The following is a 14,767-nucleotide window of genomic DNA, read 5'->3' as shown; positions in this document are numbered from 1 at the left end:
CGCAACGCGGATACTCAACGCTGAATCCACTCGCTATGATGGCGACATCTTCTTCCAAAAGGTCATGGACGCTCAGCGACTGGCCTGCCACTACGAGGACCATCATCATGACTCCCACCGCCATCATGCAACGTCGTTATTCCACCAAGGCCTTCGATCCGGCACGCAAGATCAGCGCCGCCGACTGGCAGGAACTGGAAAACGTGATGCGCCTGAGCGCCTCCAGCGTCAATTCCCAGCCGTGGCACTTCCTGGTGCTGGAATCCGACGATGCCAAGCAGCGCTTCGCGCGCGCCGGAACCGATGACAAGTACGCCTTCAACTCGCCGAAGATCACCAATGCGTCTCACGTCGTGCTGTTCTGCACTCGCTCCACCTTGGACGACGACTACCTGAACCACCTGCTGGACACCGAAGCGTCTGATGGCCGCTTCAAGAAGGATGACGAGTTCAGCGCGATGATGGACGGCGCGCGTCGTCTGTTCATCGACCTGCACCGTCATGACCTCAAGGACCTGCAGCACTGGATGGACAAGCAGGTTTACCTCAACTACGGCAGCCTGCTGTATGCGGCCTCCAGCCTGAACATCGATGCGGTGCCGCTGGAAGGCATCGACCCGGTGGCGCTGGATGCGGAATTCGGCCTGCGCGAGAAAGGCTTCAACGCCCTGGTCGCCGTGAGCCTGGGTTACCGCGCCGCTGACGATTTCAATGCCGAGCTGCCCAAGTCCCGTCTGCCGGCAGACGAGATCTTCACTCGCCTGTAAGGCTCGCTCTCAAGGCCGGGCTCTCAGCAGCTCGCGCTCAAGAGCGGATTCTGAAGATCTGTTCACAGCAGCTGTCCGCAAGACATCGACGTGTCCGCCTTGCGGGCCAACGGCGGGCACGGGGGGGCAAGTCGCCGCCCGTGCCCGCCGCATTGCATCCCGATGGCGGACATGCCACCTTTTCGAGGCAGGCCAGCGCAGTGCATTCCCGGCGGCGATGGCCGGCTTACGTGCCTGATTCGTTTCTCCCATCTGTTACGTCCACTTCTTACGCCCACGACAGGATTCATGCCATGTCCATCAAGCTTATCGCGACACTGACCTTCCCCGCCGACCAGCAGGACAAGGCACGCGATGCTCTCGCCGAACTGGTCGAGAAGAGCCAGTCCGACAAGGGCTGCCTGCAGTACGAATTCTTCGCGATCGACAAGAACGTCGCGGAAGGTGAGCCGGTACCGGAAGGCGACTTCGTGGTTCTGGAAGAATGGTGGGATGAAGACGCCATCGAAGCCCACGTGGCCACCGAGCACTTCCAGGGCTTTTTGAGCACCTTCGGCGAAGGCGAGATCAGCCTCAATATCCAGCGCCTGCTGACGCCCTGAGCCGCTGAGCCGCTGAGCCGCTGGGCGTACCTTCGCTCAGACAAGGCGCCGCGAGAGCAAAGACCGATCCCCGCCGGGCATGACGCCCGGCGGGGATCTTGCGTTTGTGGTACACGGGCTTGGCCTTCTCATCCGCTGGCCTGGCCGCGGGACACGCAACAAGTAATGGAAAAATCGATACGAGCACTGAACTTGGTTCACATCTTGCTTATAATTGGCTGCCCGCGCTGAACACTCCAGTGCCCGACACCATTTTCGCCATTGCACCGCGAGCAGAACAAGGAGCGTCACATGAGCCAATCCTCTTCCGATTCCAAGGGGATCGACGAACCACTGCTCGGCCTCGAAAGCTGCCCGTCGGTCCCCATCTCGGCCCTCGCCGGCGCCCAGCATCTGCTGGCCAGTCTGGCCGGTATCATTGCACCGACATTGATCATCACCAGCGCGCTGGGCCTCGATGCCTACACCGCCAGCCTGCTGTCGATGGCACTGGTGGTCTCCGGGGTCGCCACCTGGATCCAGTCCCAGCGCATCGGCCCGTTCGGCTCAGGGCTGTTGAGCATCCAAGGCACCAGTTTCAGCTTCGTTTCCGCGCTGATCACCGCCGGATTGATCGCTCGTTCGCAGAATGCCAGTGACGAACAGGTACTGGCGGTGCTGTTCGGCACCTGCCTGGCGGGCAGCCTGATCGAGATGGCGCTGGGCACGGTGCTGCCGTGGCTCAAGCGGGTCATCACGCCCGTGGTCACCGGCGTGGTGGTGATGCTGATCGGCCTGAGCCTGATCCAGGTGGGCATGACGGACATCGGCGGCGGCTTCGGCGCCGAGGACTTCGGTGCGCCCGCCAATCTGGCACTGGCCGGTTGTGTGCTGATCACGGTGCTGGCCTGCCAGGTCTCGCGTCACCCGTGGCTGAGAATCGCCTCCATCTTCATCGGCATGGCCGTCGGCTGCATCATCGCCGCCATCGGTGGCCTCTATGATGCACCGCAGCTGGCCGATGCCGCCCTGCTGGCCCTGCCGCATCCGGCGACCCTGAATACCGGCTTCGATTTCTCGCTGGCCGCCTTCCTGCCGGTGGCCTTCATCTTCATGATCACCGCCATCGAGACGGTCGGTGACCTCACCGGCAGCGCACGCGCCTCGGGTCTCGCCGTGGATGATGAGCTGCACCAGAAGCGTCTGCGCGGCGGCGTGCTGGGCGATGGCCTGAATTCCGCGCTCGGCGCGCTGGCCGGCACCTTCCCCAACACCACCTTCAGCCAGAACACCGGCGTGATCCAGCTGACCGGCATCGCCAGCCGCCATGTGGGCCGCTACGTGGCAGGCTTCCTGCTGCTGCTGGGCCTGTCGCCCTTCATCGCCACCCTGCTGACCCAGATGCCGCGTCCGGTGCTCGGCGCCACCACCACCCTGATGTTCGCGCTGATCGCGGTGTCCGGCATCCGCATCCTGATGGCGCAGCCCATTGGGCGCCGCGAGATGATGATCATCGCGCTGGCCCTGGGGCTGGGACTTGGCGTCGGCATGGTGCCGGATGTGCTGAACGCCATTCCGGGCGCCTTCGCCGATGCGCTGCGCTCGCCGATCACCATGGGCGGGCTGACCGCCATCATCGCCGAGCTGCTGCTGCCGAAGATGGAAGACGCCGAGGTGTTCAATCCCAAGGCGAGTGAGCGTGAATCCACCGACAGCATCAGCGCGGACCAGGAACACGCCTGACCCGCAGGCGCAGCGATGAGACATGAAAGAACCGGCGCATCATTGGCCGGTTTTTTCATGTCGGTCTAGAAAGTTCGCACTTCGTGTGTCGGTCATCCAATCTCCACAGCAATGAGGCAGACTGCATGGGGTTGTTCATGCCGTCTCCACCCTTCAAGCAGTTTTACCATCAACACTCTTACAATCAGCACTCTTGCAATCAGTACCCTTTCCATCAGCACTTTCAGGTTGTAACGCGCCATTGCGCACCGGAGCCAGACACAAGGAACGTATCGCTCATGCTGAACACTCGACTCACCTCATCAAATGCGCCGGGCTTGCGCGCGCCTACCCACTCGCGCATGGCGCTGAAGGCCCTGCTGGGGGCTGCACTGCTCAGTACGCTGAGTGCCTGTGCCAGCCAGGCGGGCCATGAATGGCAGGCCGACACCACCTACCACCTGACGGTGCTGCACACCAACGACCACCACGGTCGCTTCTGGCAGAGCAGTGATGGCGAATACGGCATGTCGGCGCGCAAGACGCTGATCGACCGCATCCGCGCCGAGGTGGAATCCGCAGGCGGCAGCGTGCTGCTGCTGTCGGGTGGCGACATCAACACCGGCGTACCGGAATCCGATCTCCAGCAGGCCGAACCCGACTTCAAGGGCATGAACCGCATCGGCTACGACGCCATGGCGGTGGGCAACCATGAATTCGACAACCCGCTGGAGGTGCTGCTCAAGCAACGCGACTGGGCCGATTTCCCGATGCTGGCCGCCAATATCTATGACAAGACCAGCGGCGAGCGGCTGTTCGCGCCCTGGAAGATCTTCGATGAGCATGGCATCCAGATCGCGGTGATCGGCCTGACCACCGAAGACACCGTGCGCATCGGCAACCCCGAATACTTCAGCAATCTCGACTTCCGTGACCCCAAGGAAGAGGCGCGCAAGGCCATCGAGGAGCTCAATGAGCATGAGCAGCCGGACCTGATCTTCGCCGTCACCCACATGGGCCACTATCAGAATGCCGAGCATGGGATCAATGCGCCGGGCGATGTCTCGCTGGCGCGCTATCTGCCCTACGGCGAACTGGACATGATCGTCGGTGGCCACTCCCAGGAGCCGGTCTGCATGGAGGGCACCAACCGGATGGCGAACTTTGCGCCCGGCGATGATTGCCAGCCGGACCGCCAGAATGGCACCTACATCGTGCAGGCGCATGAATGGGGCAAGTACGTGGGACGCGCCGATTACGAGTTCCGCAATGGCGAGCTGACCATGGTCAACTATCAGCTGATTCCGGTGAATCTCAAGAAGACCGTCGAAGAGAATGGCGAGCGCAGGAAGGTGCTGGTCGCAGAGGAAATTGCCGAGGACAGCGAACTGCGCGAATTCCTGCGCCCCTATCAGGAAAAGGGCCAGGCGCAGCTCAACGTCACAGTCGCGCAGAGCAACGGCAGGCTGGAGGGTGAGCGCGACGTGGTGCGCTTTGCCCAGACCAATCTGGGACGCCTGATCGCCACCGCCGCCATGCAGGCCGGCAAGGCCGACTTCGGCGTGATGAACGCAGGTGGCGTGCGGGCCTCGCTGCCCGCGGGCGAGATCACCTACAAGGATGTGCTGACCGTACTGCCCTTCGGCAACACCGTGGGGGTCGTGACCATGTCAGGCAACGAGGTACTCGAGTATCTCGAGGCGGTGGCCACCCAACCGGTGGACTCCGGCGCCTATGCCCAGTTCGCCGGCGTCAGCCTGCGCGTCAATCGCGCAGAAGGCAGCGTCTCCGACGTGATGATTCAGGGCCAGCCATTGGCCATGGACGCGCAGTATCGCTTCACCATCCCGAGCTTCAATGCCGCCGGAGGGGATGGCTATCCGAAGGTCACTGAGCTGCCGGGTTACCTGGATACCGGCTTCGTCGATGCCGATGTGCTCAAGGCCTACCTTGCCGAGCAGAGCCCGATCGACGTCGCGGCATACGCGCCCCAGGGCGAGATCGTCTATCAGTGACGCTTGAGGCTTCTGCTCTAAACATGCACATGACAACGGGACGCCTTGGCGTCCCGTTGTGGTTTCCAGAGCCGGTATCTCCTCGCCAGAGGTGGAAGTCGGACTATACAAGTGCGGATCGCACAGGTTTGATAAGGCATGCGCACCACTACAACAAAGACCGTCGAGACCCAGGCCCATGAACCTCAACCGCACCGACAGTGAGCTGCTCAACCTGCTGATCAAGGACGGTCGCATGTCCTACGCCGATATCGCCCGCAAGCTCGGCATTTCGCGTGCCCATGCGCGCAGCCGTGTCCAGGCGCTGGTCGAGAGCGGCGTGATCGAACAGTTCACCGCCGTCATCAACCCCGACAAGCTCGGCAAGGGCATCTCCACCTTCGTGGACCTGACCGTCGCCCCCAGTGCCATCGAACGCATCGCCGAGGAGCTTTCCGCCTGCGTCGAGGTGGTCAGCCTCTATATCATGAGCGACCTGAAAAGCCTGCACATCCACACCCTCACCGACAGCTACGAGGCCTTCGATGCCTTCGTGCGCGCGCATATCTTCAATCGCGACGAGATTCTCTCCGTCGACTGCAAGTCGCTGATGACCCGCGTGAAGCACCGGCGTGGCGGCGCGCGGCTATGACGTCTCTGTCTCTGTCACTGCCTCTGTCTCTGACGCCGCAGCCCCGGACGGCGCCGGAGCCGTCATTTCACTCGTCACCTCACATATCACTGTAAGCGTCACTGCAAGCGTCACTTCAACCTTGCCAGCCCGCGCAGCAGCCGTAGCACGACCCACAGAAAGCCCAGTGGGAACAGCACCGTCTGGGTGATGAACAGCATGGTGAGGTCGATCACCTTGTCGGTCATCGCATCAAAACCCTGGGTGACACTGGTGATCGGCCCACCGACCCAACCTTCCATGCTGCCCTTGAACTGCTGCCACCAGCTGCGCTCCTCGTGCGCGCCACCTACCTGCTTGTCGGCGACTTCCGCCAGCTGCTGCTGCGTCACGCTCAGCTGCGCCATCTGGGTATCGCGGCTGTCATCGAGAAAGGCCTGACCCGCAGCGCCGCTGGCCAGCGCGACACTCAGCACCGCGAAGCGCAGTGCGATGCCCCACAGGGCCACGCGCAGAATGGCCACCTGCCACCAGCGCTGACGGGGATGCACGCCATCGGCCGATTGGCGACTCCCCGTGAGCAGCCCCAGCGCTGCCAGCAGGCAGGCACCGCTGGCGAATACCTTGATGATCAGCGAGCCGGAAATGCCCAGCAGCAGTTTCTGCAGCGCCAGCGAGCCGGTCGCCGCGAACATCACCCACGAGAAGCGCTCGATCATGTCATTGGCGGGGTCCAGCGCTTCCCCGGGCGAGACCTGAAACACCTGCAGGTCGATGGTCGAGGACTGCAGTACCGAGATGGTCGCATTCAGGCCCTTGGCGATGGCGAAGGCACTGAATGCCTGACCCAGAGTGGCGTCGAGGAAATCCAGCGCCCACTGCTGCGGCATTTCCCACCAGGCAAGCACCGCCATCACCACCAGGATGGCGACCAGCAGGATGCGCGGTACCTGTGCCCCTTCCGGCGTCCCGGGCTTGACGGGCAGGCGCGGCCCGGCAGTCTTCGTCACGGAGGTGGGTACGGCGGCAGGCGAAGACTCCGAGCGGGCGGTAGGCTCTTCAGGCTCATGAGGTGACATCTAACGCTCCATCAGGACAAAGCCGCATGATGCCACCGACCCGTCAGACTGTCGTCTGTGGCGCCTCGCATGAAGACTAGAGGTGGGCGAACCGGCTCTGATTGACCGACGCTGATTGACCGACTCTGAGCGCCCCTATCCAGGCGCACCATGATCGATCGCGCGCACCATCAGGTCGCGAGCATGACAATTGATCATCCCCACCCCACATTCGTGAGCCAGATGTCACCCTCCCCGTCGCTATCGGTGAACAAATGCCGCGACAGGCGTCATCTTCTGACATTTGTCAGGCCCTGAACTTTGCCAATCAGCGCTGCCACGGTTTCACTTGGGCAACGCCAGGGGCGCACTCACGCTCCATCAGCGGAACACAGCGTCCAGAATCTCCATACAATCGATTGAAAATAAAGAACAAATCTCCCTGCGCGCCAAATGGCACACGCCTTGCAGAGTCATCCGTGTAGCCCACTGACAAATGGCAGCCTCCTGGCTGACAAATGACAGGCAACGCTACTCAAGAACATGCAGAAACACCTACACAACAAGATCGCCGGCCTCGATGTCGGCATGCCGTACAGGCACCCCTTGAGACAGAAGACTCTTTCACACAGAGCATTCAAAGCAGTCTGTCACAAGGGCATTACTGGTCATCCGTCCGCAGGAGATCCTCCCATGACATTCGATCGTCGCAAGTTCCTGGGTGCCGCACTGGCAACCTCTACCGCTGGACTCGTGATGGGTGCGCCCGCCATCGTGCGCGCGGAATCCAACAAGACCTATCAATGGAAGATGACCAATGCCTACGGCCCGGGCTCGCCCTTCTATGTCGAGGGCCCGGGCAGTCCGACCGACTTCTGCCGCAAGGTGGAGGCCATGTCGGGTGGGCGCATGAAGATCCAGCACTTCGCGGCCGGTGAGCTGATTCCGGCCCTGGAGGGCTTCAATGCCGTCGCCAGTGGCGTGGTGGAGATGAACGCCGGCAATGCCTACTTCTGGGCCGGCAAGATTCCCGCCGCCCAGTACTTCACTACCGTGCCCTTCGGCATGAATACCCAGGGCATGAATGCCTGGCTGTATCACGGTGGCGGCCTGGAGCTGTGGCATGAGCTCTACGCTCCCAAGGGGCTGATCGCCTTCCCGATGGGCAACACCGGCGTGCAGATGACCGGCTGGTTCCGCAAGCCGATCAATACGGTCGAGGATTTGAAGGGCCTGAAGATGCGTATCCCGGGGCTGGCCGGCAAGGTCTACGCCGAACTGGGCGTGGCCGTGCGTCTGCTGCCCGGCGGAGAGATCTTCCCGGCGCTGGAACGTGGCGTCATCGATGCCGCCGAGTTCGTCGGCCCCTATCAGGATCGCCGCCTGGGGCTGCAGAAGGCCGCCAAGTATTACTACACCACCGGCTGGCACGAGCCGACCAACGTCACCGAGCTGATGATCAACAAGGCGGCCTGGGAGGGCCTGCCCGAAGACCTGCAGGCCATCGTCAAGGCCGCCGCCCAGGCGTGCAACGTCGAGAGCCAGGCCTGGTGCGAGTCGGTGAATGCCGAGGCGCTCAATGACCTGGTCGACAACGAAGGCGTCACCGCCCAGCCGCTGCCGGACGCGGTGGTAGCGCGCCTGAAGGAAGTCACCGAGAAGACGCTGACCGACATGGCGGCGGCCGATCCGGATACCGCGCGCGTCCACGAGTCCTTCATGGCCTTCCGCGACCAGCACAAGGAATGGGCCGCCGTCAGCGAGAAGACCTTCCTGGCGCTCTGACGCCTGGTGTCTCGGGTCTCGCGGCTCGCACCTGTCGACTCGGGTCTCGCGTTCAGACCCGTCGCCCGATGAACTCGCCCTTCGCTGCGCTGCGGGGGCGAACTCAAGGTACAAGCCCTGAGCGCAAACGCCTTTCTCCGTCTTCCTGCTTCCCTGTCCAACGCCACGACCTGTCCCGTCGTGGCGTTCATGAGGCCATGCCATGCTGTACGTCATCCATTTTCTCGAGGGCATCATCGAGCGACTGGGCGTCATTGCCCGTTACTCGCTGTTGGCGCTCGTGTTGCTGGTCGCCAGTAACGTGCTGCTGCGTTACTTCTTCAGCATCAGCCCCGTGCCACTCCAGGAATTCGAGTGGCACCTGATTTCTCCCATCGCGCTGCTGGGCATCTCCTACGCCCTCAAGCATCGCGCCGACGTTCGCGTCGATGTCTTCTACGACCGCTTCTCCCTCAAGGGCCGCGCGCTGGTGGATCTGATCGGTGCGCTGATGACCATCGCCATCGGCGCCGCCATCGCCTGGCTGGGCCTGAGCTACACCGAGCAGTCCTGGCAGCTGATGGAAGGCTCGCCCGACCCCGGCGGCCTGCCCTATCGCTATCTGCTCAAGGCCTTCATTCCCCTCGGGTTCGCCGCGCTTGCGCTGCAGGGCGTGGCAGATTGCCTGCGCGCGCTGCTGGTACTGTCCGGCAAGCCCGTCGACGGTGACCTGGAACGCGAGGTGACGCCATGAGCCCGAACGAGTGGATCGCGCTGGCCATGATCGGCGGTTTTCTGGTCCTGATGCTGATCGGCATTCCGGTCGCGATTTCCCTGGCCGTGGCCGGTTTCGTGGCGGGGCTTGCGGGCTTTGGCCCGCTGCTGTTCAGCCTGATGCCGGCCCGTCTCTATGGCGTGGTCACCAACTACACCCTGCTGGCGATCCTCTTGTTCGTCTTCATGGGGGTCATGCTCGAGAAATCGCGGGTCGCCGAGGGCATGCTCGAGACCATCGGGCGCGCCATGGGCGGCGTCAATGGCGGCATGGGCATCGCGATCATCCTGGTCGGCGTGCTGATGGGCGCCTCCACCGGCATCGTCGGCGCGACGGTGGTCACCGTCGGCATGCTGACGCTGCCGACCCTGTTGCGCCGCGGCTACCACCCGGGCGTGGCCTCGGCCACCATCTGCGCCTCCGGCACCCTGGGGCAGATCATTCCGCCGAGCCTGGTGCTGATCCTGCTGTCGGAAATTCTCGGCGAATCCGTCGGCACCCTGTTTGCCGCCGCCTTCGTGCCGGGGCTGGCCATCGCCGTCATCTATATCGTCTATCTGCTGGTGCTGGGCTGGTGGAAGCCGGACCTCGTCCCGGCCATCCCGGAAGAGGAGCGCGCCGCTGCCGGTGGCATGAAGGAATTGCTGCGTGATCTGGCGCGTAGCGTGATCCCGCCACTGATGCTGGTGTTCGCGGTGCTAGGTTCGATTCTGGGTGGCGTGGCCGCTCCCACCGAAGCGGCCTCGATGGGGGCGCTGGGCAGCATGCTGATCGCGCTGCTGGCGCGGCGTCTCAACTTCACCATGCTCAAGGCCTGTCTGCATTCGACCCTGACCATCACCGCCATGGTCTATTTCATCCTGCTGTGCGCGCAGCCCTTCTCGCTGGCCTTCCGCGGCCTTGGCGGCGAGAACATGGTGCATGATCTGTTCAACCTGCTGCCGGGCGGCGAGCTGGGCGCGCTGATCTTCCTGATGGTGATACTGTTCGTGCTCGGCTTTTTCCTCGAGTGGATCGAGATCAGCTATATCGCGCTGCCGATGTTTCTGCCGGTCTTCATCGGCTATGGCACCGACATGGTGTGGCTGGGCGTGCTGGTGGCGATGAATCTGCAGATGTCCTTCCTGACGCCGCCCTTTGGCTGGGCGTTGTTCTTCCTCAAGGGCGTCGCTCCCCCCGAGGTCACCACCCGCCATCTGTATCTCGGTGTGCTGCCCTTCGTGGGCCTGCAGGCTGCGGCAGTCGTGCTGCTGTTCTGCTTCCCGGGGCTCGCTACCTGGCTGCCGGAAGCGATCGGTTGGTAAGCCGGCCAGCCATCTACCGGCGCCGCTCGAGACACTTGAGTGGTGATTCAGCGCAAAGGCCATTGGCAAGGTAATTCAGCAACGCGTAATGTCTTGTGGCCTGCCCACCGGCTCGCCTCCCTGGAGACAGCACCCCCGCCAACGCTCCGGGGACATGCATCGACTGCCGATGGCGTTCATCGGCAACCTTCATCAGCAATGAACCACCCCGCGCCATACGGGGACGACAAGGAAACACCATGGAACTGTTCTCAGCCTATCCACTGCACTGGATTCTCGGCCTGATCGCCGCACTGATCGTCACCGGCATGATTGCCGGCGTGATGGCCGGCCTGCTGGGGGTCGGCGGCGGCATCGTCATCGTGCCCGTGCTCTTTCACCTCTTCAGCCTGCTGGGCGTCGATGAAGCGGTGCGCATGCACCAGGCCGTCGGCACTTCACTGGCAACCATCATTCCCACCTCGATCATGTCGGCCAGGGCGCATTACGCCAAGGGCAATCTGGACCCGGCGATTCTCAAGCGCCTGCTGCCGGGCGTGATCATCGGCGTCATCATCGGCGGCCTGCTGTCCAATCTGTTCAGCGGTGCGGTACTGATGGGGCTGTTTGCCACCGTGGCCTTCCTGGTCGCGCTCAACATGTTCCGCCGTCAGTCCACCGTGCTGGGCACTGGCCTGCCGGGCCCGCTGGGCAGCGGCGCACTGGGCACCTTCATCGGTGGCGTCTCGACGCTGATGGGCATCGGCGGCGGCACTCTGAGCGTGCCGACCCTGAGCACCCTGGGCACCCCGATGCACCTGGCCGTCGGCACGGGCGCGGCGCTGGGTCTGGTCATCAGCCTGCCGGGCACCGCCAGCTTCCTGCTCAATGGCATCGGCGAACCGAACCTGCTGCCGGGCTCCATCGGCTACGTCAATCTGCTCGGCTTCGCCGCCATCGTACCGGCGACCATGCTGTGTGCTCCGATCGGTGCGAAGCTGGCCCACGCGATGGACGCCGCCAAGCTCAAGAAGGTCTTCGCCATCTTCCTGATGTTCACGGCACTGCGCATGTTCTACGACCTGTTCACCGGTAGCTGAGACGCACTGGACGCTCAATAACAACAACGGAATCCTCAGGAGCAAGACGCCATGATTCATACCCGACGTGGTTTTGGCGGCGCCTGCGCCGCGCCCCATCATCTGGCGGCGCAAGCGGGCCGCGATATCCTGCGCGATGGTGGCAACGCCATCGAGGCGATGGTCGCGATGGCAGCGACCATCGCAGTGGTCTACCCCCACATGAACGGCATCGGCGGTGACGGCTTCTGGCTGATCAAGCGTCCGGGGCTGGCGCCGCTGGCGATCGATGCCTGTGGCCCGGCGGCAGGGCTTGCCAGCCGAGAGTTCTATGCCGAGCACGGCCATGGCTATGCGGCTGACAGTGAGGATGCTGCTCCCCTGGCCAACGGCAGCAGCATCCCGACCCGCGGACCGCTGTCGGCCTTGACGGTGGCCGGCACCATCGGCGGTTGGCAGGAGGCGCTGGCCTTCTCTGCCGAGACCTCAGCGGATGAGCGCTCGCCCCTGCCGCTTTCGACACTGTTGGGCCACGCCATCCGGCATGCCAATGATGGCGTGGCCGTCAGCGCCAGTCAGAAGGCACTCAGCGAAAAACACCTGGCCATGCTCTCGCAGCAGCCCGGCTTCGCTGAGCGCTATCTGGGTCAGAGCGAGTCAGGTGAGCCGATCGCGCTGGAAGAAGGCGCACGACTGCGTCAGCCGGCGCTGGCCGCGACGCTCTCGCGTCTGGCAGATGCCGGACTCGATGACTTCTATCGTGGTGAACTTGCCACGCGCATGGCACAGGAACTGGAAGCCGCCGGTAGCCCGCTGCGCCTGGCAGACCTCAACGGCTATCGCGCCCAGCGCGTCACGCCGCTCAAGGTCCGCTTGCGTGACAGTGAGGTATACAACCTGCCCGCACCGACCCAGGGCCTCGCGACGCTGATGATTCTGGGGCTCTACGATGCATTGAGCGCGACGCATGGCATCAGCGAGGCGGACGGCAACACACCGCGTCACCTGCATGCGCTGATCGAAGCCACCAAGCGCGCCTTCCTGGTACGCGACAGCCTGATTACCTCGCCGGAATGCATCGAGGGGGCGCTCGAGGATAGCCTCGAAGGCAGCATCGCCACGCAACAGGCACAGCTCTCCCCGGAGGCCCTCGCCCGCCAGGCCGAGATGATCGACATGCAGTCCGCGCTGGGCTGGCCGCACGAGCCCGCCGAAGGCGACACCATCTGGATGGGCGCGACGGACAGTGACGGCACCACCGTCAGCTTCATCCAGAGCGTCTATTGGGAATTCGGCAGTGGCATGGTGCTGCCCAGCAGCGGCGTGATGTGGCAGAACCGTGGGCTGGCGTTCGACCTGTCGCCGGACAGACTGCGCAGCCTGGCACCGGGCCGCAAGCCCTTCCATACCCTCAACCCGTCACTGGCCTGCTTCGATGATGGCCGTGTGATGGCCTTCGGCACCATGGGCGGTGAAGGCCAGCCGCAGACTCAGGCGGCTGTCTTCACGCGCATCGCCCGTCACGGCATGTCATTGCAGGCCGCGATCAGCGCGCCTCGCTGGCTGCTCGGCCGCACCTGGGGCGATGTCAGCACCAGCCTCAAGCTCGAATCGCGCCTCGCGGGCGAAATGGCTCAGACACTCTCGGCCATGGGCCACGAAGTGGAAGTCCTCGATGAGGCCTTCAGCGACACCCTGGGGCACGCCGGCGCCGTGATGCGCCACCCGGATGGGCAGGTCGAGGCGGCCCACGACCCGCGCAGTGATGGTGGTGCGGCGCTGACGTGATGAAAACCGGCCAGTGTCATGTCACGAACTGGCCGGCTTCTTGCTTGACTCGATGGGGGATGAAGCCTTCCGCCTGACTCCCGCCTCCACCCCATGCTGAGCATCAATCGCCACACAAGATGACAAGGAGAACTGACCTCTTAAATTTAGATATTCCTTATTCATGAATAATGAAATATTGAGACACGACCTTCATTTGCCCTCATAACAACGACAGAGCGACTCACCATAATGACAACAGCTGACTTCATGACTCCCCGCCGCCTTGTAGCTGCCATCTCGATCGCCGCCTGTTCCCTGGCCTATGGCATTCAGGCCAACGCCGCGGAACACCCGGGGGTGAAGATCTATGCCACCGGCGGCACGATTGCGGGTAACTCTGCCTCCTCCACGGACACCACCAACTACGAATCCGGCAGCCTGGGGGTGCAAGCGCTGCTGGACGCCGTACCAGAACTGGCCGATGTCGCCGAGGTGACCGGTGAACAGATCGCCAACACCGGCAGCAGCAATATCGATCAGAAAATCCTGCTCAAGCTGTCGAAGGCGATCAATGAAGAGCTCGCGACGGACGCCACCCACGGCGTAGTCATCACCCACGGTACCGACACGCTGGAGGAGACCGGCTTCTTCCTGGATCTCACCGTCGACAGTGACAAGCCGGTGGTAATGGTCGGCGCCATGCGTCCGGCGACTGCCATCAGTGCCGATGGCCCCTTCAACCTGCTGGAGGCGGTCACCCTGGCAGCCGATGAAGGTGCGGAGGGACGTGGGGCGATGATCGTGCTCAACGACCGCATCGGCTCGGCGTATTACACTACCAAGACCAATGCCATCATGATGGACACCTTCAAGGCGACCGAGCAGGGTTACCTCGGTGCCTTCATCAGCGGCAAGCCGCACTTCTATTACACACCGGCGACACCGACCGACAAGCCTCACTTTGACGTGACGTCCCTCGATGGCCTGCCGAAGGTCGATATCATCTACGCCCACCAGGACATGGACCCGGCGCTGTTCACCGCCGCCCTCGACAACGGCGCCAAGGGCATCGTGATCGCCGGCAGCGGCAATGGCTCGATTCCGGAGACCGTCAAGCCGCTGGTCAAGCAGGCCATGGCGGATGGCATCCCGGTCGTGCGCAGCACCCGTACCGGCAATGGTATCGTCAGTGCCAAGGAAGAAGGCATCGGCAGTGGCGCCCTCAATCCTCAGAAGGCGCGCATTCTGCTCTCGCTGGCGCTGACGGAGACTGATGACATGGACAAGGTGCGTGGCTACTTCGAGTGAGCCGGCAGTCAATGACGTGACGAAACGTGACTGAC

Annotated in this window: 12 protein-coding genes; 11 read left to right on the top strand and 1 reads right to left on the bottom strand. The window is 63.2% G+C overall.

Translation table 11 applies throughout. The annotated features are described in order from the left end of the window. Nucleotides 1–107 precede the first annotated feature (107 nt). From AOG28_RS08625 to AOG28_RS08605, 5 genes are all read left to right on the top strand, one after another. A complete protein-coding gene (locus AOG28_RS08625) occupies nt 108–767 on the top strand; it encodes an oxygen-insensitive NAD(P)H-dependent nitroreductase NfsB (RefSeq protein ID WP_043333519.1) in 660 nt (219 codons plus the stop codon). A 293-nt stretch (nt 768–1,060) separates the two neighbouring features. After that, the gene (locus AOG28_RS08620; RefSeq protein ID WP_052384416.1) at nt 1,061–1,369 is read left to right on the top strand and encodes a putative quinol monooxygenase; all 309 of its coding nucleotides are present in this window, start codon (nt 1,061–1,063) and stop codon (nt 1,367–1,369) included. A gap of 291 nt (nt 1,370–1,660) precedes the next feature. Next, nucleotides 1,661–3,091, top strand: a complete 1,431-nt coding sequence (locus AOG28_RS08615) for a uracil-xanthine permease family protein (RefSeq protein WP_063124266.1) — start codon at nt 1,661–1,663, stop codon at nt 3,089–3,091. 278 nt (nt 3,092–3,369) lie between these two features. Then, nucleotides 3,370–5,085 carry a bifunctional UDP-sugar hydrolase/5'-nucleotidase UshA gene (ushA, locus tag AOG28_RS08610; RefSeq protein WP_326998957.1) on the top strand — a complete coding sequence of 572 codons (1,716 nt, stop codon included), beginning with the start codon at nt 3,370–3,372 and terminating at the stop codon, nt 5,083–5,085. A gap of 178 nt (nt 5,086–5,263) precedes the next feature. Next, a complete protein-coding gene (locus tag AOG28_RS08605) occupies nt 5,264–5,716 on the top strand; it encodes an Lrp/AsnC family transcriptional regulator (protein WP_043332694.1) in 453 nt (150 codons plus the stop codon). Nucleotides 5,717–5,826: 110 nt separating this feature from the next. On the opposite strand, the gene AOG28_RS08600 is transcribed toward AOG28_RS08605, so the two are convergent. Further along, nucleotides 5,827–6,774 carry a hypothetical protein gene (locus AOG28_RS08600; protein WP_054556073.1) on the bottom strand — a complete coding sequence of 316 codons (948 nt, stop codon included), beginning with the start codon at nt 6,772–6,774 and terminating at the stop codon, nt 5,827–5,829. Nucleotides 6,775–7,446: 672 nt separating this feature from the next. Between AOG28_RS08600 and AOG28_RS08595 the strand changes: the two genes are divergently transcribed. The 6 genes from AOG28_RS08595 to AOG28_RS08570 all read left to right on the top strand — a co-directional run bounded on the left by AOG28_RS08595 (nt 7,447) and on the right by AOG28_RS08570 (nt 14,732). Then, the gene (locus AOG28_RS08595) at nt 7,447–8,538 is read left to right on the top strand and encodes a TRAP transporter substrate-binding protein (protein WP_043332696.1); all 1,092 of its coding nucleotides are present in this window, start codon (nt 7,447–7,449) and stop codon (nt 8,536–8,538) included. A gap of 202 nt (nt 8,539–8,740) precedes the next feature. Then, nucleotides 8,741–9,271, top strand: a complete 531-nt coding sequence (locus tag AOG28_RS08590; RefSeq protein ID WP_054556072.1) for a TRAP transporter small permease subunit — start codon at nt 8,741–8,743, stop codon at nt 9,269–9,271. Further along, a complete protein-coding gene (locus tag AOG28_RS08585) occupies nt 9,268–10,596 on the top strand; it encodes a TRAP transporter large permease (RefSeq protein WP_054556071.1) in 1,329 nt (442 codons plus the stop codon). The genes AOG28_RS08590 and AOG28_RS08585 overlap by 4 nt, the downstream gene beginning before the upstream one ends. Before the next feature lie 239 nt (nt 10,597–10,835). Next, complete coding sequence (locus AOG28_RS08580; RefSeq protein ID WP_054556070.1) at nt 10,836–11,675, top strand: sulfite exporter TauE/SafE family protein; 840 nt, start codon at nt 10,836–10,838, stop codon at nt 11,673–11,675. A 51-nt stretch (nt 11,676–11,726) separates the two neighbouring features. Then, the gene (locus tag AOG28_RS08575; RefSeq protein ID WP_054556069.1) at nt 11,727–13,442 is read left to right on the top strand and encodes a gamma-glutamyltransferase family protein; all 1,716 of its coding nucleotides are present in this window, start codon (nt 11,727–11,729) and stop codon (nt 13,440–13,442) included. Nucleotides 13,443–13,691: 249 nt separating this feature from the next. Next, entirely contained in the window at nt 13,692–14,732 is a 1,041-nt protein-coding gene (locus tag AOG28_RS08570; protein WP_082388535.1) for a type II asparaginase, read from the top strand. Nucleotides 14,733–14,767 lie beyond the last annotated feature (35 nt).

Source organism: Cobetia sp. UCD-24C, from assembly GCF_001306765.1.
Lineage (GTDB): Bacteria > Pseudomonadota > Gammaproteobacteria > Pseudomonadales > Halomonadaceae > Cobetia > Cobetia amphilecti.
The sequence above is the reverse complement of the archived record's forward strand: the minus strand, read 5'-3'. Positions and strand labels throughout refer to the sequence as shown.

What these genes read in the sequence shown, in the direction of transcription:
- AOG28_RS08600 (WP_054556073.1), bottom strand. Translation starts at nt 6,774, where the DNA reads ATGTCACCTCATGAGCCTGAAGAGCCTACCGCCCGCTCGGAGTCTTCG.
- AOG28_RS08575 (WP_054556069.1), top strand. Translation starts at nt 11,727, where the DNA reads ATGATTCATACCCGACGTGGTTTTGGCGGCGCCTGCGCCGCGCCCCAT.
- ushA (WP_326998957.1), top strand. Translation starts at nt 3,370, where the DNA reads ATGCTGAACACTCGACTCACCTCATCAAATGCGCCGGGCTTGCGCGCG.
- AOG28_RS08585 (WP_054556071.1), top strand. Translation starts at nt 9,268, where the DNA reads ATGAGCCCGAACGAGTGGATCGCGCTGGCCATGATCGGCGGTTTTCTG.
- AOG28_RS08595 (WP_043332696.1), top strand. Translation starts at nt 7,447, where the DNA reads ATGACATTCGATCGTCGCAAGTTCCTGGGTGCCGCACTGGCAACCTCT.
- AOG28_RS08620 (WP_052384416.1), top strand. Translation starts at nt 1,061, where the DNA reads ATGTCCATCAAGCTTATCGCGACACTGACCTTCCCCGCCGACCAGCAG.
- AOG28_RS08590 (WP_054556072.1), top strand. Translation starts at nt 8,741, where the DNA reads ATGCTGTACGTCATCCATTTTCTCGAGGGCATCATCGAGCGACTGGGC.
- AOG28_RS08625 (WP_043333519.1), top strand. Translation starts at nt 108, where the DNA reads ATGACTCCCACCGCCATCATGCAACGTCGTTATTCCACCAAGGCCTTC.
- AOG28_RS08605 (WP_043332694.1), top strand. Translation starts at nt 5,264, where the DNA reads ATGAACCTCAACCGCACCGACAGTGAGCTGCTCAACCTGCTGATCAAG.
- AOG28_RS08570 (WP_082388535.1), top strand. Translation starts at nt 13,692, where the DNA reads ATGACTCCCCGCCGCCTTGTAGCTGCCATCTCGATCGCCGCCTGTTCC.
- AOG28_RS08615 (WP_063124266.1), top strand. Translation starts at nt 1,661, where the DNA reads ATGAGCCAATCCTCTTCCGATTCCAAGGGGATCGACGAACCACTGCTC.
- AOG28_RS08580 (WP_054556070.1), top strand. Translation starts at nt 10,836, where the DNA reads ATGGAACTGTTCTCAGCCTATCCACTGCACTGGATTCTCGGCCTGATC.